At 50.6% G+C, this 19,732-nt stretch carries 21 protein-coding genes; 9 read left to right on the top strand and 12 right to left on the bottom strand.

The genetic code is table 11. From position 1 onward, the window contains the following. Nucleotides 1-33 precede the first annotated feature (33 nt). Nucleotides 34-1,671, top strand: coding sequence for a recombinase family protein (locus C7E00_RS03935; RefSeq protein ID WP_204378557.1), 1,638 nt, complete (start codon nt 34-36; stop codon nt 1,669-1,671). Nucleotides 1,672-1,759: 88 nt separating this feature from the next. Here C7E00_RS03935 and C7E00_RS03930 read toward each other — a convergent pair whose 3' ends face one another. From C7E00_RS03930 to C7E00_RS03900, 7 genes are read right to left on the bottom strand one after another with little or no spacing between them, the layout of a single operon-like run. Beyond that, nucleotides 1,760-2,041, bottom strand: coding sequence for an RnfABCDGE type electron transport complex subunit B (locus C7E00_RS03930; protein WP_105303062.1), 282 nt, complete (start codon nt 2,039-2,041; stop codon nt 1,760-1,762). Nucleotides 2,042-2,043: 2 nt separating this feature from the next. Next, nucleotides 2,044-2,229, bottom strand: coding sequence for a hypothetical protein (locus C7E00_RS03925; RefSeq protein ID WP_105303061.1), 186 nt, complete (start codon nt 2,227-2,229; stop codon nt 2,044-2,046). Nucleotides 2,230-2,234: 5 nt separating this feature from the next. Next, nucleotides 2,235-2,807 carry an electron transport complex protein RnfA gene (locus C7E00_RS03920; protein ID WP_105303060.1) on the bottom strand — a complete coding sequence of 191 codons (573 nt, stop codon included), beginning with the start codon at nt 2,805-2,807 and terminating at the stop codon, nt 2,235-2,237. A gap of 1 nt (nt 2,808) precedes the next feature. Further along, entirely contained in the window at nt 2,809-3,519 is a 711-nt protein-coding gene (gene rsxE, locus C7E00_RS03915) for an electron transport complex subunit RsxE (RefSeq protein WP_105303059.1), read from the bottom strand. Nucleotides 3,520-3,529: 10 nt separating this feature from the next. Further along, a complete protein-coding gene (locus tag C7E00_RS03910) occupies nt 3,530-4,042 on the bottom strand; it encodes an RnfABCDGE type electron transport complex subunit G (protein WP_105303058.1) in 513 nt (170 codons plus the stop codon). A 14-nt stretch (nt 4,043-4,056) separates the two neighbouring features. Next, nucleotides 4,057-5,556: an RnfABCDGE type electron transport complex subunit D gene (locus C7E00_RS03905; protein ID WP_105303057.1), complete on the bottom strand. Its 1,500-nt coding sequence runs from the start codon at nt 5,554-5,556 to the stop codon at nt 4,057-4,059. Between the two features lie 15 nt (nt 5,557-5,571). After that, the gene (locus C7E00_RS03900) at nt 5,572-6,861 is read right to left on the bottom strand and encodes an RnfABCDGE type electron transport complex subunit C (protein ID WP_105303056.1); all 1,290 of its coding nucleotides are present in this window, start codon (nt 6,859-6,861) and stop codon (nt 5,572-5,574) included. A 98-nt stretch (nt 6,862-6,959) separates the two neighbouring features. Here C7E00_RS03900 and C7E00_RS03895 point away from each other — a divergent pair, with 98 nt between their 5' ends. The 3 genes from C7E00_RS03895 to C7E00_RS03885 are packed head-to-tail and all read left to right on the top strand — an operon-like array spanning nt 6,960 to nt 9,723. After that, a complete protein-coding gene (locus C7E00_RS03895; protein WP_105303055.1) occupies nt 6,960-8,099 on the top strand; it encodes an FAD:protein FMN transferase in 1,140 nt (379 codons plus the stop codon). Beyond that, nucleotides 8,090-8,923 (top strand): putative manganese transporter, encoded by an 834-nt coding sequence (locus tag C7E00_RS03890; RefSeq protein WP_105303054.1) that lies wholly within the window; start codon nt 8,090-8,092, stop codon nt 8,921-8,923. Before C7E00_RS03895 ends, C7E00_RS03890 begins: the two co-directional genes overlap by 10 nt. Nucleotides 8,924-8,931: 8 nt before the next feature. Then, nucleotides 8,932-9,723, top strand: coding sequence for an inositol monophosphatase family protein (locus C7E00_RS03885; RefSeq protein WP_105303053.1), 792 nt, complete (start codon nt 8,932-8,934; stop codon nt 9,721-9,723). 10 nt (nt 9,724-9,733) lie between these two features. Here C7E00_RS03885 and C7E00_RS15970 read toward each other — a convergent pair whose 3' ends face one another. Continuing rightward, complete coding sequence (locus C7E00_RS15970; protein ID WP_135358152.1) at nt 9,734-9,982, bottom strand: hypothetical protein; 249 nt, start codon at nt 9,980-9,982, stop codon at nt 9,734-9,736. A 504-nt stretch (nt 9,983-10,486) separates the two neighbouring features. Between C7E00_RS15970 and C7E00_RS03875 the strand changes: the two genes are divergently transcribed. After that, nucleotides 10,487-11,839, top strand: coding sequence for an IS200/IS605 family accessory protein TnpB-related protein (locus C7E00_RS03875; RefSeq protein ID WP_167836451.1), 1,353 nt, complete (start codon nt 10,487-10,489; stop codon nt 11,837-11,839). A 229-nt stretch (nt 11,840-12,068) separates the two neighbouring features. On the opposite strand, the gene C7E00_RS03870 is transcribed toward C7E00_RS03875, so the two are convergent. Together C7E00_RS03870 and C7E00_RS03865 are read right to left on the bottom strand one after the other, a co-directional pair. After that, a complete protein-coding gene (locus C7E00_RS03870; RefSeq protein ID WP_105303050.1) occupies nt 12,069-13,439 on the bottom strand; it encodes an MATE family efflux transporter in 1,371 nt (456 codons plus the stop codon). Further along, on the bottom strand, nt 13,436-14,095 hold the full coding sequence (locus tag C7E00_RS03865) for an HAD-IA family hydrolase (RefSeq protein WP_167836450.1): 660 nt from the start codon (nt 14,093-14,095) through the stop codon (nt 13,436-13,438). The genes C7E00_RS03870 and C7E00_RS03865 overlap by 4 nt, the downstream gene beginning before the upstream one ends. A gap of 106 nt (nt 14,096-14,201) precedes the next feature. Here C7E00_RS03865 and C7E00_RS03860 point away from each other — a divergent pair, with 106 nt between their 5' ends. Continuing rightward, nucleotides 14,202-14,753: a hypothetical protein gene (locus C7E00_RS03860; RefSeq protein WP_135358151.1), complete on the top strand. Its 552-nt coding sequence runs from the start codon at nt 14,202-14,204 to the stop codon at nt 14,751-14,753. 36 nt (nt 14,754-14,789) lie between these two features. Here C7E00_RS03860 and C7E00_RS03855 read toward each other — a convergent pair whose 3' ends face one another. Both C7E00_RS03855 and C7E00_RS03850 read right to left on the bottom strand, forming a co-directional pair. Then, the gene (locus C7E00_RS03855; RefSeq protein WP_105303047.1) at nt 14,790-16,079 is read right to left on the bottom strand and encodes a glucose-6-phosphate isomerase; all 1,290 of its coding nucleotides are present in this window, start codon (nt 16,077-16,079) and stop codon (nt 14,790-14,792) included. After that, the gene (locus C7E00_RS03850; RefSeq protein WP_328597261.1) at nt 16,073-16,468 is read right to left on the bottom strand and encodes a CvfD/Ygs/GSP13 family RNA-binding post-transcriptional regulator; all 396 of its coding nucleotides are present in this window, start codon (nt 16,466-16,468) and stop codon (nt 16,073-16,075) included. Before C7E00_RS03850 ends, C7E00_RS03855 begins: the two co-directional genes overlap by 7 nt. 51 nt (nt 16,469-16,519) lie before the next feature. Between C7E00_RS03850 and C7E00_RS03845 the strand changes: the two genes are divergently transcribed. The 3 genes from C7E00_RS03845 (at nt 16,520) to C7E00_RS03835 (ending at nt 19,682) form a co-directional block, all read left to right on the top strand. Then, on the top strand, nt 16,520-16,975 hold the full coding sequence (locus C7E00_RS03845; protein WP_105303045.1) for a divergent PAP2 family protein: 456 nt from the start codon (nt 16,520-16,522) through the stop codon (nt 16,973-16,975). A gap of 24 nt (nt 16,976-16,999) precedes the next feature. Further along, nucleotides 17,000-17,350 (top strand): NifU family protein, encoded by a 351-nt coding sequence (locus C7E00_RS03840; protein WP_105303044.1) that lies wholly within the window; start codon nt 17,000-17,002, stop codon nt 17,348-17,350. A 235-nt stretch (nt 17,351-17,585) separates the two neighbouring features. Beyond that, on the top strand, nt 17,586-19,682 hold the full coding sequence (locus C7E00_RS03835) for a glutamine synthetase III family protein (protein WP_105303043.1): 2,097 nt from the start codon (nt 17,586-17,588) through the stop codon (nt 19,680-19,682). Nucleotides 19,683-19,732 lie beyond the last annotated feature (50 nt).

The following is a 19,732-nucleotide window of genomic DNA, read 5'->3' as shown; positions in this document are numbered from 1 at the left end:
ACAGTTGCTCCACAGAATAAGGAGGACACAACAATGTCTGGAGCAACGAATAAAATCACCGCACTTTACTGCCGACTGTCGCAAGAGGACGCACGGCTCGGCGAAAGCCTGTCCATTGAGAACCAGAAGGTCATCCTTCTGGAATACGCCAAAAAGAACCACTTCCCGAACCCGGTGTTCTTTGTGGATGATGGCTACTCCGGCACGAACTATGACCGTCCCGGCTTTCAGAGTATGCTGGTCGAAATCGAAGCAGGGCGTGTAGGAATCGTTATCACGAAGGATTTGTCCCGACTGGGGCGCAATTCTGCCTTGACTGGTCTGTACACCAACTTCACCTTTCCCCAGTATGGCGTTCGCTACATCGCCATTAACGACAACTACGACACCATTGACCCGAACAGCGTAAATAACGATTTTGCGGGCATTAAGAACTGGTTCAACGAGTTTTACGCCCGCGATACCAGCCGCAAGATTCGGGCCGTTCAGAAGGCCAAGGGAGAGCGTGGAGTACCGCTGACGGTTAATGTTCCGTACGGCTATGTAAAAGACCCGGAGAACCCGAAGCATTGGCTTGTTGACCCGGAAGCGGCTGCGATTGTGAAGCGCATCTTCTCCATGTGCATGGAGGGACGTGGGCCGACCCAAATTGCGAACCAACTGTGGGCAGATAAAGTTCTGACTCCTACCGCCTACAAGTTGAGCCATGGCCGGAGCACAAACGCACCTGCCCCGGAAGACCCTTATCGCTGGGATAAAAGAGCAGTAAGTTTGATTCTGGAACGCCGGGAGTACACTGGCTGCACAGTCAACTTCAAGACCTATACTAACTCTATCTGGGATAAAAAGAGACATCTGAATCCTGTGGAAAATCAGGCTATCTTCCCGGATACACATGAGCGCATTATTGACGATGATGTGTTTGAAAAGGTTCAGGAGATTCGCAGCCAGCGTCACCGTATGACCCGAACAGGCAAGAGCAGCATTTTCTCCGGTATGGTCTACTGCGCTGACTGCGGTTCCAAGATGCAATATGGTTCGTCCAATAACAGGGACTTCAGTCAAGACTTCTTTGATTGCTCTCTGCACAAGAAGAACGGGAGCAAGTGCAAGGGACATTTCATCCGGGTAAAGGTTCTGGAAGGACGTGTGCTGAGTCATGTTCAGCGGGTGACGGACTACATTCTCCGTCATGAAAACTACTTCCGCAAGGTCATGGAGGAGCAGCTTCGTGTGGAAAGCAGCGAAAAGCTGACCGTCCTGAAGAAGCAGCTTGCCCGGAATGAGAAGCGGATTGTAGACCTCAAACGGCTGTTCATGAAAATCTACGAGGACAACGCCAGTGGAAAGCTGAGCGATGACCGCTTCGACATGATGAGCCAGAGCTACGATGCCGAACAGAAGCAGCTGGAAGAGGAATCCCTCTCTATCCAACAGGAAATCGAAGTACAGGAACAGCAAATCGAGAATATTGAAAAATTCGTCCAGAAAGCGCACAAGTACGTTCATATTGAAGAACTCACTCCCTATGCTCTCCGTGAACTGGTGTCGGCTATCTATGTGGATGCCCCGGATAAGTCCAGCGGAAAGCGGGTGCAGCACATCCATATCAAGTACGATGGGCTGGGGTACATCCCTCTGGATGAACTGGAAGCAAAAGAAAAGGCGTGACCGAAGTCACGCCAAATCTTCCCCATTTAGGGAACTTTTGCAAATACTGTTTTATGGGAACTCTGCTCTGAGATTCTCTCTTCGTTTTTTATGCAGCTTTCGGGTGATCCTTGAGGTATGCCCGGATGGCATCCTTCTTATCAGGCTTGCTAGGCTTGCAGCGATCAATGTCTGCATCGCCGTCTGCAAGTGCTGCAGCCATGCCGTCACATCCGGCAAATCCGCAGCCGCCGCAGTTATAGCCCGGCAGCATCGCGCGGATGTCTTCCACACGGTGGTCAACTTCGACTCTGAACTTGGTAGATGCAATGCCGAGAATCAGACCGCAGACTGCGCCGAGAACCAGCATGAGCAATAATGCACTGAACATGGTTACTTTTCTCCTTCTTTCGCTTCGATTTCACTGCGTATCTCACAGTTCGCAATACCGCATCCCTTGCAGTCAGGCTTCAGATTCTCACATCCCTCAGGAACCGGGGTGGCTTTATTCTTCTTCATCAGAACAACATTCAGTCCGATCAGCGCCCCCATGATCAGAATTGCGATCAGTGTGCTCATAGCGCTTATGCCAGTCCTGCAAATGCAGAGAATGCAATTGCCATGATGGCAGCCGTAACAAAGGCAATCGGATTGCCCTGGAATGGCTTCGGTACATCGTTGCCGGAAAGCCGTTCACGGATCGTTGCGAAGATGACCATGACCAGCATGAAGCCAGCCGGAACCGCGATGGAATTCACCATGGTCTCAATCAGCGTGTACTTCTGCGTGATGTTGTCCAGAGCGACATAGAGAACGCAGCAGTTCGTCGTGATCAGCGGCAGATAGATGCCGAGAGACTTGTACAGGGAAGGAGAATTCTTCTTGATGTACATCTCAACGAACTGAACGAATGCAGCAATCAGCAGGATGAAGCTGATCAGCTTCATGTACTCCAGTCCCATCGGCTGCAGTACGAAGTAGTACAGAACCCAGGACAGAACAGAAGCACCGAAGATGACGAAGATGACAGCGATGCCCATTCCGATTGCGGAGCTGAGCTTCGTGGAAACACCCATGAACGGGCACATACCTATGAACTTGGAAAGAACGATATTGTTTACCAGCAGTGCACTCAGGAACAGTGTGAACAGATTCATATTACTTCGCAGCCTCCTTTACCGGAGCAGCCGCAGCTTTCTTCGCTGCCAGTGCAGCCTTTTCAGCAGCAGCTTCCTTAGCATCATTCTTGTTCTTGTATGCAGCAACCAGAGCAGCCAGGACCGCGAAGGTCATGAATGCACCAGTCTGGGTCTGGAAGACACCTATCTCATATCCCTCCGGAATCAGACGGATCGAGAACAGCACTTCATTGGTCATCGGATTGGACAGTGACAGCATGCCGGTGCCGAGCAGCTGACGGATAATGGACATTGCTAACAGGCTGAACGTGTAGGCAAGACCCATCATCAGTCCATCTCTTGCGGACTCTGCGACACTGTGCTTGCATGCATATGCCTCAGCTCTGCCGAGGATGATGCAGTTGACAACGATCAGATCGAGGAAAGCTCCTAATGCGGTATACAGCGAAGAAGCATACGCCTGCAAGAACATGGATACGATCGTGACAAGCGTTGCGATGATGATGATGTAAACCGGGATATGAATATCATCCGGAGTAATCGGCGCAACCAGGGAAACGATGATGTTGGACAGCACGAGGACCACGATAACGGAGAGTCCCATGCCGAGCGCATTATTCAGATTCGTCGAGATTGCCAGGGTCGAGCAGATTCCGAGGAACAGTCCGAAGACCGGATTGTTGTAGATCAGCTCAGACCAGAAACCTCTCTTGTTCTTCTTCTCACTCATTGCTCACACCTCACTTTGATGCATTCCATAAGTTCCAGGCAGCAGTGATTCCATTGCGGATTGCAGTGGAAGTAAGAGTTGCACCGGAAACCATCGGAATATCATCACCGACTGAAATCGCAGTATAGTTGGCAATGCTCTCATCCGTGAAGCAGCGCTTGCCGAAACCGTCTGTTTCATTTTCAGACAGAACAACGAATCCGGAAGTTGTTCCATCATCATTGATGCCATAGAGGAAATCGAATCCATCAGAGTTGTAGCCGACTCCATGAATGGAATATACGGTTCCCTTTCCTTCTGCAGTATAGACTGCAGTGATATAGCCGGAATCATCTGTGAAATCCGTGACCTCTGCAAAATCAGCACCCGGATAAATCTGTTCCAGGCTGCTCTTCACTGTCGCAAGATTTGCTTCAGCGATAACCGGAGCAGTAATGGAATTCACCGCGCCGAGCAGAAGACCGCAGATTGCACTCATGACGGCCAGAAGGATCACTTTGTACTGAACAGAATCCTTATTCATATTCGATACCCTCCTCAGTTGCCGGCTGCCATCTTCAGGGCAGCAGACGCCATGCTTGCAATCGAATCGGAAGTGAACGTTGCTCCGCTGACGGAATCAACACTGTCATCCAGTGTCTTGCCCGCATACTGTGCCAGAGCACTGTCACTTACAGCCGCATCGCCGACTCCGGCCGTATCGCCGAAGTTCGTGACGGTAATGGAAACGATGCTGTTATTCGAAGGATCAACTTCAATGTCAGCTTCATTCTCGGAATAGGAACCGCCCATGTTGTTGATCAGGCCGAAACCCTTAGCCGTGCAATGATAGACATTGTCGCCGGTCAGTTCGCAGCTTGCTTCGTTATCGGCAAAGTCACCATTCAGCGCAATGCCCGAAGCAGAGGAGCTTCCGGAAGAAGCACTGTCCGAAGAAGCAGCTGCTTCTGTTGCTGCTGCCGGAGCTGCTGCTGTAGAATCTTCCTCTTCTGCAGAAGTCTTCAGAGAAGCACCGACACCGAGCGTTACCGCGAAGAAGCATACGCAGGTGATCAGAACATTCTTGCGGAACTTTGCAGCATCCTTGATCTGGTTGCCGTCGAACAGCTTATCAATTGCCGGTGTCAGCATATTCATGAGCAGGATGCCGAACAGAACGCCATCTGCGAAGTTGGACTTCCAGCGGATGATCATTGCCAGGCTTGCTGCACCGAATGCGAAGACGACACGGCCAGGCATCGATACCGGAGAAGTAACAGGATCGGTTGCCATGAAGACAGCCCCGAACATCACGCCGCCAGCCAGCACGTTGTAAACAGCTGCCTGAGCACCGCTGCCGGTGATTGCGCCGACAATCAGCGACTCGACGAATACGGTGACGATGTAGGTCACCGGAACCTGCCAGTCAATGTCCTTGCGCCAGATCAGGAACACGCAGCACAGCAGAATCAGCAGTGCAGACGTAGAACCGATCGTGCTTGCATACTGGCCGAGGAACATATTTCCGAAACCGCCGTACTGGGAAGCGAATTCTCCGACCCAGCCGGATGCCTTGGCAACCGTCGTCGGCGTAGCGGAAGTAACGAAGTCTTCACTGTAGCTGCCACCGAAGTTTGCCATGATGACTGCTTCACCGAACGCAGCCGGGTTGAAGATATTCTGACCGAAGCCGCCGAACACAAGCTTGCCGAAGAATACTGCAATCACCGTGCATACGATCATTCCGTAGTAGGAAACACTCACTCTGGAGATCAGCGTCAGAATCAGCGCTGTCACCCAGGAATAGGAAGTCAGGATGCCCTGTCTGATATCCTGCTTCGTTGCCTTGAAGTAAACTGCATCCGTGCAGAGTGCAGCAATCACCGAACAAGCAGTCAGAAGGACAATGCGCAGGCCATAGGAAGCACCATAGGCACCGCAGTAATAGATGACTGCAAATACCAGAACCGCGAGCAGGCATTCCGTGAGATCCTTCATGATTCCGGAAGTGCTCTGGGAAGTACGGTAGTTCGGGGATGGATTAAACGTGAACTTCATCTTCGTCTTTCCCCCTTATTTCTTGACCAGAGCCATATATCTCTTGGCTCTGCGGATTCCTTCCGTGACATCCAGCTTGGACGGGCATACATATGTGCAGAGACCGCACTCGATGCAGTCCATGACACTGAGCTTCTTCAGGGAATCAATATCCTTGATCTTCTCGCAGTTATTGATCCGCACCGGCTCAAGTCCGGACGGGCAGCTCTCCGTGCACTTGCCGCAGCGCAGGCACTTCACAGAAAGCTCTTTCTCCGTCTTCAGAACTGTCAGACCATTGTTGGCAATGCCGATCACGAACTGTTCGTTCGGAATCGTGCGTCCCATCATCGGTCCGCCGGCAATCAGCTTCACGTCTTCCGCAGTATATCCGCCGCATGCCTTGATCAGCTCAGAAGCAGGTGTTCCGACTGCAGCTTCGACATTCTTCGGCTCCTTGACGCCATCGCCGGAAACCGTCACCATCTTGCGGGTGATCGGCATGCCGTTCTGGATCGCATTGCCTACTGCAATCGCCGTAGAGACATTGTCCAGAATGCAGCCAGCCTCAGCCGGCAGCTTGTCATAGCGCTTGCCGGTCATCTGATAGACCAGCGTACGCTCCCAGCCCATCGGATACAGATCCGGAACCGGAGCGACTTCAATCTTCGTCCCCTCGAAGAGCTTCTTCAGCATTTCGACTTCTTCAGTCCAGTGGCTCTTGATGCAGACGACTCCCTTCGGCGCATTGCTGAGCTTGAACAGCGCCAGCGTGCCGATCTTCAGAAGTTCCTGATTTGCCGAGAGATTGGCAAGATCTGCCGTCAGATACGGTTCGCACTCCACTGCATTGATAATCAGAAGATCAATGTTCTCCGGCTTGGTGTACTTGTTGAATGTCGGGAATCCAGCTCCGCCAAGACCGGCAATACCGGCATTCTTGACGAAATCCAGAAGCTGCTCCCTCGTTGCAGCATCTGCGTCGATCGGCTCAAAAGCCCGTACAGCAGTATTCTTGTGATCATTTCTGATATGCAGATGATCCGTCGGCTTCAGTGCTGCAGACATGCGTTTCTCAACGCCTACCACAGTACCGGAAACAGGCGAGAAGACAGGTACATACCAGAAACCGTTGGTCGGTTCCCCGATCTTCTGACCAACCTTGACTTCATCTCCCGCCTTGACTAACGGCGTGCATTCAGCTCTTCCGTTAACCAGCGGAACATAAAGGTCATCAGGGTCATTCAGATTCAGAACTTCCTTGTGTGCAGTCAGTTCCTTGTGACCGTCCAGATGTTGATGCATAGGTCCGGTTAAAAATGACATATACGTTTTCCCTTCCTCTTAAAAACAGAAGCATTATATCATCATTTATAAGTGCAAAACAGCTTCGAATCCCGCTATTATGCTATAATTCTCCCGCTATGAAGAAAAAGAATATTGTGAAAGCATTAGTTTGTCTGACGCTGCTCTCCGGATGCGCATCCGGCGCCTCGGCAAGCCCCTCTGCCTCTGCAGAAGACGAAGTGAAGAACTACAGCAATGCCAGCATTGATGATGGATTCGATACCGTCATTCAATTTCAAGAAACGACGACCAAGGAAATCTTCGACTCTCATTTCAATGATGCCCTTTCTCTGTTCCGCCGCTATAACGATCTGTTTGATATCTACAACACCTACGATGGCATGAACAACCTCAAGACGATCAACGACAATGCCGGCATCCAGCCGGTTGAAGTGGACCCGGAGATCATCAGCCTGCTTCAGGAAGCGAAGGAATACTATGATCTCTCCGGCGGAGAATTCGACATCACGATCGGATCCGTGCTGAATATCTGGCATAACTACCGCGAAGACGGCATCACGAAGAATGAAGCTGGCGAGAAAGGCGATCTGCCTTCTGATGAAGAACTGCAGGAAGCAGCCAAGCATACCGGCTGGGATTATGTCGAGATTGATGCTGAAAACAGCACAGTCTATATCACCGATCCTGATGTCTCTCTGGATGTCGGCGGCATTGCCAAAGGCTACGCCACTGAGAAAATTGCCCAGGCCCTCGAGCAGGAAGGCGTGGAGCACGGCGCTCTGAACGCCGGCGGCAACACGAGAACCATCGGCGAGAAATACAACGGCACTCCCTGGAACATCGGCATTCAGAATCCAGGCGGAAGCGGCAGCCTGCTGGCCGTCGCCCAGTCCGGAACCATGTCCTTTGTCACCTCCGGAGACTATGAGCGTTATTACATCGCTTCCGATGGCAGGAGCTACTGCCATATCATCGATCCTGAGTCTCTTTACCCCGCTACCCGCTACCACAGCGTCACGATCATCACACCGGATTCTTCCGCAGCCGACTGCCTGAGCACCACGCTGTTCACCCTCTCCTTTGAAGAAGGAAACAAAGTCCTCGAGGAATATCGTTCCGCTCACCCGGACACCACGATTGAAGCAATCTGGATTATGGATAAGGATAAAGCCGTCGACAGCGAATACAGCCACGAGACCGGCGACTACTACATTGCCTATACCGCAGGATTGGAAGGAGCGATTACATGGCAGTAATTCAGGAAGTACTTCTCGACACGATCACCGATACCGCCAAAATTCTTCCGTTCCTGTTTCTGACTTACCTGCTGATGGAGTGGATGGAACACGAGACCGGAAACAAGATGATCCGCTTCCTGGAAAACCACCGGAAGACTGCTCCGCTTGCCGGAGCCCTCTTCGGGCTTGTACCGGAATGCGGCTTCTCCTCCGCTGCCAGCAGCCTCTACACCACCGGCGTCATCTCCGGCGGAACGCTGGCTTCCGTCTATCTCAGCACGAGCGATGAGATGCTGCCGCTGCTGCTTTCTTCCGGAGCCGGAGCAGGCGTGATCCTGCCGATCCTGGCCGTGAAATTCATCGTCGCATTAATTGCCGGATTTGCTGCAGACCACTTTGCAGAGCATAAGAAAACCGATATCGAATCATTCTGCGAACGCGAGCACTGCGATTGCGAAGACGGAATCCTGAAGTCTGCCGTCATGCATACGCTGAAGATCACCGTATGGCTCTTGGCGGTCACCTTCCTGATCAACCTGATCATGGACAGCAGCGGCAATGAAGTGATGCGCACGCTGATTGTCGGCCATCCGGCAATCTCTGTTCTGACCTGCACGCTGCTCGGCATGATTCCTAGCTGTGCATCTTCGATTCTGCTCACGACGCTCTATATGGAGAAGGTCATCTCCTTTGCGGCAGTGTGTGCGGGACTCCTTGCCAATGCCGGCGTCGGCATGATGGTGCTCTTCCGGGTCAATCCGAACATGAAGCACAATATCAAGATCGTCATGTATGTCTGGGCAGTGTCCTTTGTCACCGGCCTGATTCTGAATCTGTTCTGAGGTATCTTATGAAACCTGATATGGAGACCATCAGCGGACTGATCCGGGAAGCATCGAGTTTCTTCCGCATCGATCCGGAATCTTCTGCCGAAGCCAAAGGCTACGGCAACTATGTCACTGCCGCAGACCGCGGCATTGAATCTTTTCTGAAAGAAGAACTGAAGAAACGATATCCGGAAGTTCAGCTCCTCGGCGAAGAGCAGGATAACTCTGATCTAGATCTTTCCGGCTCTGTCTGGATCCTTGATCCGGTCGATGGCACGATGAACTTCATCCGCGACTATGCCCACAGCGCAATCTCCCTTGCCTATGCAGAACACGGAACTATCATGCAGGCCTGGGTTCTCGATCCGTACCGGAACGAACTGTTTACCGCAGAGCGCGGCCATGGCGCCTTCTGCAATGGCAAGCCTATTCATGTCAGCGATAAACTGCACCTGAAAGACGCCATCGTCTTCTGCGGCACCAGCCCCTATCATCGAGAACTCTCCACCTGGTATTTCGACACCATGCATGCAGTGTTCGATTCCTGCGAGGATATCCGCCGCACGGCCAGCGCGGTACTCGACTTAGCATGGACCGCCTGCGGAAGAGCAGATGCCTACTTCGAGCATGTCTATTCCTGGGACCGGGCAGCCGGAATGCTGCTGGTCGAAGAAGCCGGAGGAAAAGTCACTGACTTCCATGGCAATCAGGCAGAAGTCTTCGGCTTTCGTGAGGTTGCGGCCGGAACACCAGGGGTCCTTGATGATCTGCTGCCGATCCTTCAGAAGGAACCATGTCCCCGGATCATTCTCTGATCCTGGAGCCTCAGTCTTCTTCAGCTTCTCCTTTCCTTTTGCCGTAATACCGGATGAGATTCTGAAAGACCGCTTCCTGCAGAGAAATCCAGATATCCGGATGATCTTCAAAATGAATGAAGGCGATTCCATGCTTCACTTTCCGGATCAATCCGATTCCGAATTCTGAATGAATGACATAGACTCCTTTATGGAGTCTTTTCTCTGCAGCCGAAGCAGAAGATTTCTGTTCGTAGCAATGCCTCCTCTCACGAAACATTTCTGCTAATTCCCGGATCTCATATTCACCCTTCTGATTTTGCAGAAGCAGTTTTTTCCCGCATAGTACAGTAATCCGATACGTCTGCTGATCAGAGGAATAATACTGTTTTTCAATCAGATTTTTATTCAGAAAAGAGTACACGTCTGAACAGGAAATTACTTCTTCAGGGAGGCCTTCCTTTCTTGGATGAGGCAACTTCCCCATCTCTTTATTGAGCCAATAACAAGTATGCGGGATGATCCTCGAACACACAAGTTAATGGAGGGCTTTTACATATTGTCTATAGCAGTGCAAGCTGTTTAGGCGGGGTTAGCCGCCTTTCTTCTGCCCGCATGACGTCGATAGCCTTCGTTATCGCGTTTTCCTTGTTCCTGGATGTAAATTCTCACCGCTTCCATTGTGCTCTGTTTCTGTGCCAGCGATTGTATGATTCCGTATTTCTGATTCCTTATGCTAAAACACTCTTCCGAATCTGCTATCCTGTCTGCAGGGCGAATATCTATGCAGGTTGTAAGCAGCTATAGCGTACACATTCGGGACAGCTATGAGGCGCTGAAAAGAACAGCGGATCTCTTTTCGTATGCCGTTGCCTGTCTGGTGCAGACAGCTCTTGCAAACTGGAACAGTCTTTCTGATACAGACAGTTCGTTTGCACGCCTGAGGATGATGGAATGCATGGTTCATTCTGCTAATGGGTTCTCTTCATCCGACTCCTTTGATCAGAAGTTTCCGAAGTTCCCGTCCTATTATCGGAGAGCTGCTATCATGCAGGCTCTTGGCATCGTTTCTGCTTATCACTCAGCCATGAAGAGCTGGAAAGCATCTGGCTGTAAAGGCGAAGCACCGAAGCTTGATTCCTGCAGGCATCGGATGCCTGCACTGTATCGCGGCAATACCTATAAGCCAGTAATAGACAAAGAGACTGGTGAAGTGCTGCCCTACCTGGCACAGATTAAAGTGTTCCGCAATAACGACTGGGTATGGGATACCGTTCGTCTTTCAAAAACGGATGCGGACTATCTCGAAAAGAGAAGCAGAAATGCAGAGATCTCAGCTCCGGTACTGGAGAAGAAACACGGATGCTGGAAACTGAGATTTGCAGTGACGGAAACAGTGAAATTGTCCAAGAAGCCGATCTCGGAGCAGAAGATCTGCGCTGTCGATCTGGGTGTTAATACAGATGCGGTATGCAGTGTCATGGACTCAAGGGGTACTGTCCTGGCGCGTAAGTTCATTATGCGCGGAAGAGAAAAAGACCCCTTGAGCAATGCCCTGCATCGGGTATCTGTATTCCAGTCTCTGCATGGATCACATGACTCCGGAAGGCTCTGGAATATTGCAAAGCGGAGAAACAGGAACATTGCGCATCAGGTCGCACGAGAGATCATGAACTTTGCCATGGCAAACGAATGCGATGTCATTGTCATGGAGTATCTTGACACCAGGGGAAAGAAACGCGGCAGTAAGAAGCAGAAGCTTACGATGTGGAAGCACGCTGATATTCAGAATACTGTAGAAAGCCTTGCCCATCATTACGGGATCCGTGTTTCACATGTCAATGCGCGGGGAACCAGCCGCCTTGCGTATGACGGAAGCGGACGTGTGAAACGAGGAAGAGAAGTATCCGAAGATACGCCCTATGACGTCTGCGTATTCAAAAGCGGAAAGACTTACAACTGTGATCTTTCCGCCAGTTACAACATCGGTGCCCGTTATCTGATCCGCGTGCTGTTTATGGAATCACCCGATCTTATGACCAAAGTCTCTGGGATCGGGAGTGGAACCCAAAGGACGTTAGCTGACCTGTGGAAGATCAACAGGGCTATGTGCTCTCTTCTTCCCGCAGCAGTCTGACGATCCTGACATCAGTCTGAGAAACGTTAGTGCAGATGGGTACATGAGTTTCGGCTTGTGTGCTGTGCTGTCACCGAATCGTTTAGCAGACGGAAGTCTGAGGGCACACAAGCCCTTGGAAGCCCTGTCTATAGTCCGTTAGGACTTAGGCGGGGAGGTTCACTCCGCGGCAATATCTGCTGATAAATTCTTCGTCTCTCATTCTCCTTAAGATACCTTTTTCTGAAGATCAGCTATATTCACAGCCATCCGGCGGCAGATGATGGAAGAATGACCACACGAATGGCAAGGTAATCAGCGAAGAGATTGCTTCCGAAACTGCCTGGGCCATTTCCAGACCGCTCAATCCGAAACAGCTTGTGAAGATGATAATGACTGGTATCAGAACAATTCCGCTGCGCAGAGATGCCAGGAAGGTTGCTGTCTTTGAAATGCCAATCGACTGGAACAGCATATTCCCGTACATGGACATCGGCATGAACCAGAGCGACAAGCATTGCCATCTGAGTGCTACTCTTCCGATCGCAGTCACTTCCGGATCATCCCGGAAAATGCGGACCAGCGGTTCTGCATTCAGATAGCCGAGTACTCCGAGCCCCAGCATGATCACAAAGCCGGATTTCAGCGCATAGTCGAATCCCGCTTTCACTCTGCTGTAAAGCTTTGCGCCGAAATTGAAACCGCTGACCGGCTGGAAACCCTGACCGATGCCGATTGCGATGCAGAACAGGAAATTCACAAGGCGAGTACAGATCGAGATTGCCGCAATTGCCGCGTCTCCGTAAATTCCAGCATAGTTGTTCAGCACCATCGTGGAAACAGAATTAAGTCCCTGGCGAGCAAGGGAAGGCAGACCATCCTTGACGATTGTTTCCACCACGGAGAAACGATGAGTGAAATACCGGATGCTGAAACTGCTCTGTGTCTTTTTCTGCAGATACGGAATCAGCAGGATTCCCATCGAAATATACTGGGAAATCGTCGTGGACAGACCTGCTCCGGCAATGCCCATGCCGCATACTCTTACAAAATAGGCATCTCCGAAGATATTCAGAATTCCGCCCGCAGTAAGGCCGATCATCGCATAGAATGCTTTTCCTTCATAACGCAGGATATTATTCATGACGCAGCTTGATGTCATTGCCGGTCCGGCAATGAGAATATAGAACGCATACGTTCTGGAATACGGAAGAATCGTATCTGTGCTGCCCAGCAGTCTCATCAGCGGATCCATCCAGATCAGACCGACTGCCATGAAGATCAGCCCGGCAAGAATAGACAGATAGAAACTTGTGGAAGAAAACTCTCTGGCTTCCTTGATGTTCTTCGATCCGAGTCTTCTGGAAATATTGGAACCAGCTCCATGTCCGAACATGAATCCGAAGGCCTGGAAGATCGCCATGAGCCCGAATACTACCCCGGTTGCACCGCTGGCTGACGTTCCGATCGTTCCGACAAAGTACGTATCAGCCATGTTGTAGATATTCGTCACCATCATTGAGATGATCGTCGGAATACTGAGACCAAGGATCAGCTTTCCCACAGGCGTTTCCGTCATCCGGCGAAATTGTTCTTCTGCCTGCTTCTGATTCGTGCTCATCTGCTGACCCTCGCCCACGCTCTTGTTTCAAGCAGGTTCTTCAGCTCTTCCATTGTCCTTGCAATGCGCTCTGCTTCGCCGAGCGTTTCTTCTGCTCCATAGCCCCAGCTCACGGCAATGCATGGAATATCAATCGCATGAGCCCCGCGGATATCAGACAGCGTATCTCCGACCATGACTTCACGTCCGCTGCTGCCCGTCTGCTGCAGCAGATACCGCAGCACATCTGTTTTGCTTTCGCGGGAATGATCAAGACTCGCCCCGGCAATGCGGATAAAGTAGCGGGAAAGATCAAACCGATCCATAATTTCCTTTGCAAGAACTTCTGGCTTCGAGGTTGCCACATACAGCTGATACCCCTCGTTCTGAAGTTCTGAAAGCAATTCCGGAATGCCCGGATATACCTGATTCAGAAACTTTGACCCGTGTTCATTGTAATCAATCCGATACTGCCGGATCGCTTCATCTATCTGATCAGCCGGAATGCCGAACTGCGGGAACGTGACTGCCAGCGGCGGGCCGACAAACAGCCGCAGATGCTCCTCATCCGGGGCAGGTACCTTCATCTGCTCAAATGCATATTTCACGCTTTTCATGATTCCTTCCCCGGAATCCGTCAGCGTTCCATCCAGATCAAACAGCACCGCATCTTTCATGACAAGTCCCCTCTCTTCTGATGCAGAAACGATAATACAGCCCGCCTGAACATGCAAACAGAATTGCACGATTTCAGAAGACTCCCGATATAATAGGAACATGCCAGTGAAAAAGCAATCCCGGAATTTCTGGATCTATGTCCTGCTTGCATTCATTGCTGCAGTCGTTCTCCTGTTTGAGGTTTACTATCACTCAAGCCATACTGTCACCATGCATGCAGCGTGCGGTGCGGAAAATGCGCAGGAAGGAGATACCTATTATGTGTATCACCTCTACGGAAATCAAAGCCACATCAATGAGATCAGACTGGAAATCACAAGAAAAATCTCAGAAGAGGTCAGCAGAGATGAAGCTGCTGCTGCAGAACAGGCTATGGAGATCTCCGGGGAGAAGATCGAAGAAATCCGGAACTCAGAAGCTGTAACTGTTTCTTATGAAGTCACCAGCAAGGAGAAGGACCATCTGCTGCTTGTCACGATCACGATCCTGCCAGAGTATCTGGCTTCTTCTGATTACGATTATCTCAATGCCAACAACCTGATCCTGTTCGGAACCATCAGGTGGAATACCGTTACCATGCAGGAAGCTGCCGGAATCCTTTCTTCGGAAGATTCCCTCAGCTGCACCTTTGATTCCGATCTTTCAGAATACAAATAAAAGAGTTCCGGAATCCGGAACCCTCTGATCATTTCATTATTTCTCGTAACCAGGCTTGCCGAGCAGATGGAACATATTCTTCTTGTAGATCTCAACACCAGGCTGGTTGAACGGATTGATATCCAGCATGTAGCAGGTCATTGCTGTTGCGATGAAGAAGAAATAGCAGAGATATCCGAAGCTGTATTCCTTCATATCCGGAACCGTGATGATCAGGTTCGGAACATTGCCGGACTCAACATGAGCCTGAAGCGTTCCTTCGCATGCCATCTTGTTAACCCAGTCTAGATTCTTCCCGGCCAGATAATTCATCTGGTCGCCATTCTGCGGATCACTCGGAATCGTGACATCCAGAGTAGGCTTCTCAACCTTGAAGATCGTCTCATACAGGACTTTGCTGCCCTGCTGGATGAACTGGCCCAGGGAATGCAGATCGGTAGAGAACGTTGCAGAATCCGGCAGGATGCCCTTTCCGTCTTTGCCCTCAGACTCACCGAGCAGCTGCTTCCACCACTCGCTGAGCATGCTCAGCTGCGGTTCATAGGTCACGAACATCTCGACATTGTAGCCCTGATTCTGCAGAATTCTTCTCGCAACTGCATAGCGGTATGCGGGATTCTTTTCCAGATCATCGGTATTCAGTTCCTGATAAGCAGCCAGCAGTCCTTCCATGACCTTGCGGATATCGATTCCCATCAGAGCCATCGGAACCAGGCCGACCGGAGTGATGACAGAATAGCGTCCGCCGATATCATCCGGAATCACGAAGGATTCATAGCCTTCCTGATCTGCCAGTGCCTTCAGCGTGCCTCTTGCCTTATCTGTTGTGGCAATAATGCGCTCCTTAGCACCCTCCTTGCCATACTTCTGTTCCATGAACTCTCTCAGCATGCGGAATGCCAGAGCAGTTTCAGTCGTGGTTCCGGACTTGGAGATGACATTGACCACAACATTCTTATCCTTGATGTGGCTGAGTACCTGGCTCATATACGTGCTGGAGAACGTGTTGCCTGCAAAGATGACTTCCTTGCCATTATCCGGATACAGACCATTGATCATCTCGATGGCGGCACGGGCGCCCAGATAAGAACCGCCGATTCCGCATACCACCAGCGTATCGAACTTGCCATCCAGCTTTTCAGCAAGCTTAACGATCCGTTCAAACTCATCCTTGTCATAATTCACTGGCCAGTCAACCCATCCGAGAAAGTCATTCCCGGCACCGGTCTTCTCGTGAATCATCTTGTGAATTCTGCTGACTTCATTCTGATAGGAACCGATATCTTCTTTCAGAAATCCGTGTGAAGCATCAAACTGCATTACCATCTGGTATCTCCTCCTTCTGCTTCTCTGATCCATTCCGGCATCTTTGCCGCAATTGAACTGAATCCCAGTTTCATCGGCGGCAGACTTGCCCGCCGGTTCATTGAACGATGATGTCCCCTCATCCTGGTACGATGCAAAGCTTTCAGAGAAAGCCTGGTCTGATTGGTCTTGGGATCATAATCTATGATCTTGACCTTCACGATATCTCCGACTTTCACGAATCGGCTGATATCGCGCACATATCCATCACTGATTTCTGAAATGTGAATCAGGCCGCTGGTATTCCGATCCAGTGCAACAAATGCACCATAAGGCTGAATGCCAGTGATCTTTCCTTCCACAATCTGTCCGGTCTGATAAGTCATCTTGCGTCCTTTCAACGAAGCCATTGTACCACACTGCATTTTTTCATGTGATATACTTCTCATGAGGTAATTCAGATGATCAAGACGATGTATCCTTTCTGGTCTGCAATTCTGTCGGCTGTGATTGCGCAGGTTCTGAAGCCGATTATTCATTATATTTCAAAGCATGAATGGAAACTCTCCCTGGTCAAAGCCAGCGGGGGCATGCCCAGTTCCCATTCCGCTCTCGTCACAGCCCTTGCGCTGTCCGTAGGCATCCAGGAACACTTCAGCTCCACGATCTTCGCAGTGACATTGACCTTTGCGGTTGTCGTAATCTATGATGCTGCAAATGTCCGCTACTACAGCGGCCAGAACATCAAAGTCACGCAGCAGCTGGTCAAAGATGTTCAGGACAACCTGCACACCAGGTTCCAGAACCCGATTTACAATATCAAGCTCAAAGACGTGCTCGGCCACAAATGGGTAGAAGTCGTTGCCGGCATGTTTCTGGGCGCAATGATTGCATTGCTGTTTCATTTCGGGTTATAAATGTGTGGTGAAAGAGGCAGAGCAATGAGTGAGAGCAAAACTGAGATAGATGAAACGGCAGCAGCAAAAGAATCTGCGCCGGCAGAAACAGCACCATCTCCGGATCTTCTGGAGAGAATCGAGAAAGTGATCAATAAGATCCGCCCGTATATCCAGCAGGATGGCGGCGACGTCCAGCTCGTTGATTATAAAGACGGTGTCGTGACAGTACGCATGCTTGGCGCATGCGCCGGCTGCATGTCCATTGATTCCACGCTGACCGATGGCATTCAGGCAATCCTGATTGATGAGATTCCGGAAGTCAAAGAAGTCAAGCTGGATACCACATTCACTGGATATGGCGGCTTCGGCGGCGGCGATTATTCCTGGTACTGAACAGAATGCCTGCAGGAAAAACCTGCAGGTTTTTTTTCGGTCTTCCAGATTCTTTTCCCTGTTTCCGTAAAATCCGGAAATTTCCTCGAATTCCGGAAATTTCTCCGAAAAATGTAATAATTTTCCTGTTTTTTTGTAATTATTTGAATTATTTCTTACATCACATTCCTTTTCTGATTGACTCACAGACCAAGGAAGACTTTAATAATCTGCATAACAGGGAGGAATCGAAATTATGGAAGCACCGTTTGAAGAATTCGGATCACTGGTATTCGGCGAAAAACAGATGCAGGAGCGTCTTCCAAAGCCGGTATATACCGCCTGGAAGAAAACGGTATCCAGCGAAGGGACACTGGACCGGCAGACTGCTGATTCAATTGCACACGCAATGAAACGCTGGGCTCTCGAAAATGGAGCAACCCATTATACTCACTGGTTCCAGCCGCTGACTGGCGCAACTGCTGAAAAGCATGACGCCTTCGTAGAACCAGGACCTGATCATGAACCGATCACGCATTTCTCAGGCAAGAACCTGATCAAAGGTGAGCCTGACGCTTCCAGCTTCCCGAGCGGAGGCTTAAGAGCAACGTTTGAAGCAAGAGGCTATACCTACTGGGATGTAACCTCACCAGCTTTCATCAAAGATGGCGTGCTCTGCATTCCGACTGTATTCGTCTCCTATAATGGCGAATCGCTCGATAAGAAAGATCCGCTTCTGAAGTCCATCAAGGCTCTCAGCGATGCAGCAACCAAGGTCGTCAACCTGCTTGGCGAAAAAGACGTCCGTTCCTGCAAGCCTTATGTAGGACTCGAACAGGAATACTTCCTGATTGACCGCAAGTACTTTGAAGAACGTCCGGATCTGCGCCTGACTGGCAGAACTCTGTTCGGTGCTCCGGCAAGCAAGGGCCAGGAACTCAGCGATCATTACTTCGGATCCATCCCGACCCGTGTTGCGGAATTCATGAAGGATGTCAACAAGGAACTCTGGAAGCTCGGCATCTATGCCAAGACCGAACATAATGAAGTCGCCCCTTCCCAGTTCGAACTTGCCCCGGTATTCTCCGAAGCAAATACAGCTGTCGATGACAACCAGCTCACCATGGACATTCTCCGCAAAACTGCAGAGAAGCATGGACTTGCATGCCTGCTCTATGAAAAGCCATTTGATGGCATCAACGGATCCGGCAAGCATAACAACTGGTCCATTCTGACCGACAATGGATCCAACCTGTTTGCACCTGGTGAAAAGCCAGCTGAAAACATCCGTTTCCTGACCTTCATCTGCGCATTCATCCGGGCAGTTGATGACAATGCTCTGCTGCTCCGCATGAGCGCAAGCTCCGCAGGAAATGATCACCGTCTCGGTGCGAACGAAGCTCCGCCGGCAATCATCTCCGTATATCTCGGCTCTTACATTGAGCAGATCCTCTATGGTCTCTATATGGAGCATCCTTCCCAGAGCAAGAACCGCGAAGCTACACCGACCGAGTTCAACCCGATCAGCGGTCTGTCCTACATTCCGCATGACAACACCGACCGCAACCGTACTTCCCCGGTTGCCTTCACCGGCAACAAATTCGAGTTCCGCATGCTCGGCTCCTCGATGTCTGCAGCAGTACCGAACATCGTTCTCAACAGCATCATGGCAGAATCACTGAATGAGATTGCTGAAGAACTCGAAGGCATCAAGTATCTGCAGGATGTCCGTGCAAAGGCACTTGATATCTGCCGCAACATCATCCACGATCATAAGCGCATTCTCTTCTCCGGTGACGGCTATTCCTCCGAATGGGTCAAGGAAGCGAAGCGCCGCGGACTCCCGAATGTACGTTCCTTCGTGGAATCCATCGAAGTCCTCGAAGACAAGAAGACCGTCAAGATGCTGACAGATCTCGGTGTCTATACCGAGAAGGAACTGGCAGCCCGCGAAGAAATCTATCGTGAGCAGTACATCAAGCAGATCGGCATCGAAGTCCGCACGCTGCTCTCCATGACCAGAAAAGATATTCTGCCGGCAATGACTGCAGATCTGAAGTTCTACTCTGACGCTGACGCTGCAGCAGGCAAGGCTGCTCCGGCTTACCTCAAAGCAAGAGTCACAGAGCTCAGCGAGCTCATCGATGAAACCTACAAGGCTTCTGAAATGCTGGAAAAGAACTTCACCGAAGTCAATGCAGCAGGCATCACCAAAGAAGCAGGCAAGAAGATGTACTATGACATCTGCCCTGAAATGGAAAAAGTACGCTCCTTCATCGATAAGTATGAAGTCATCGCTACTCCTGATAACTACAAGCTTCCGACTTACGAAGATATGCTGTTCTCTCTGTAATAATGATTCTTAATGACCTCCCTCCTGAGAAAAGCCGTGCGATCATCCGC

Origin of the sequence: Anaerolactibacter massiliensis, from assembly GCF_900290205.1 — a bacterium.
GTDB lineage: Bacteria > Bacillota_I > Bacilli_A > Erysipelotrichales > Erysipelotrichaceae > Bulleidia > Bulleidia intestinalis.
The sequence above is the reverse complement of the archived record's forward strand: the minus strand, read 5'-3'. Positions and strand labels throughout refer to the sequence as shown.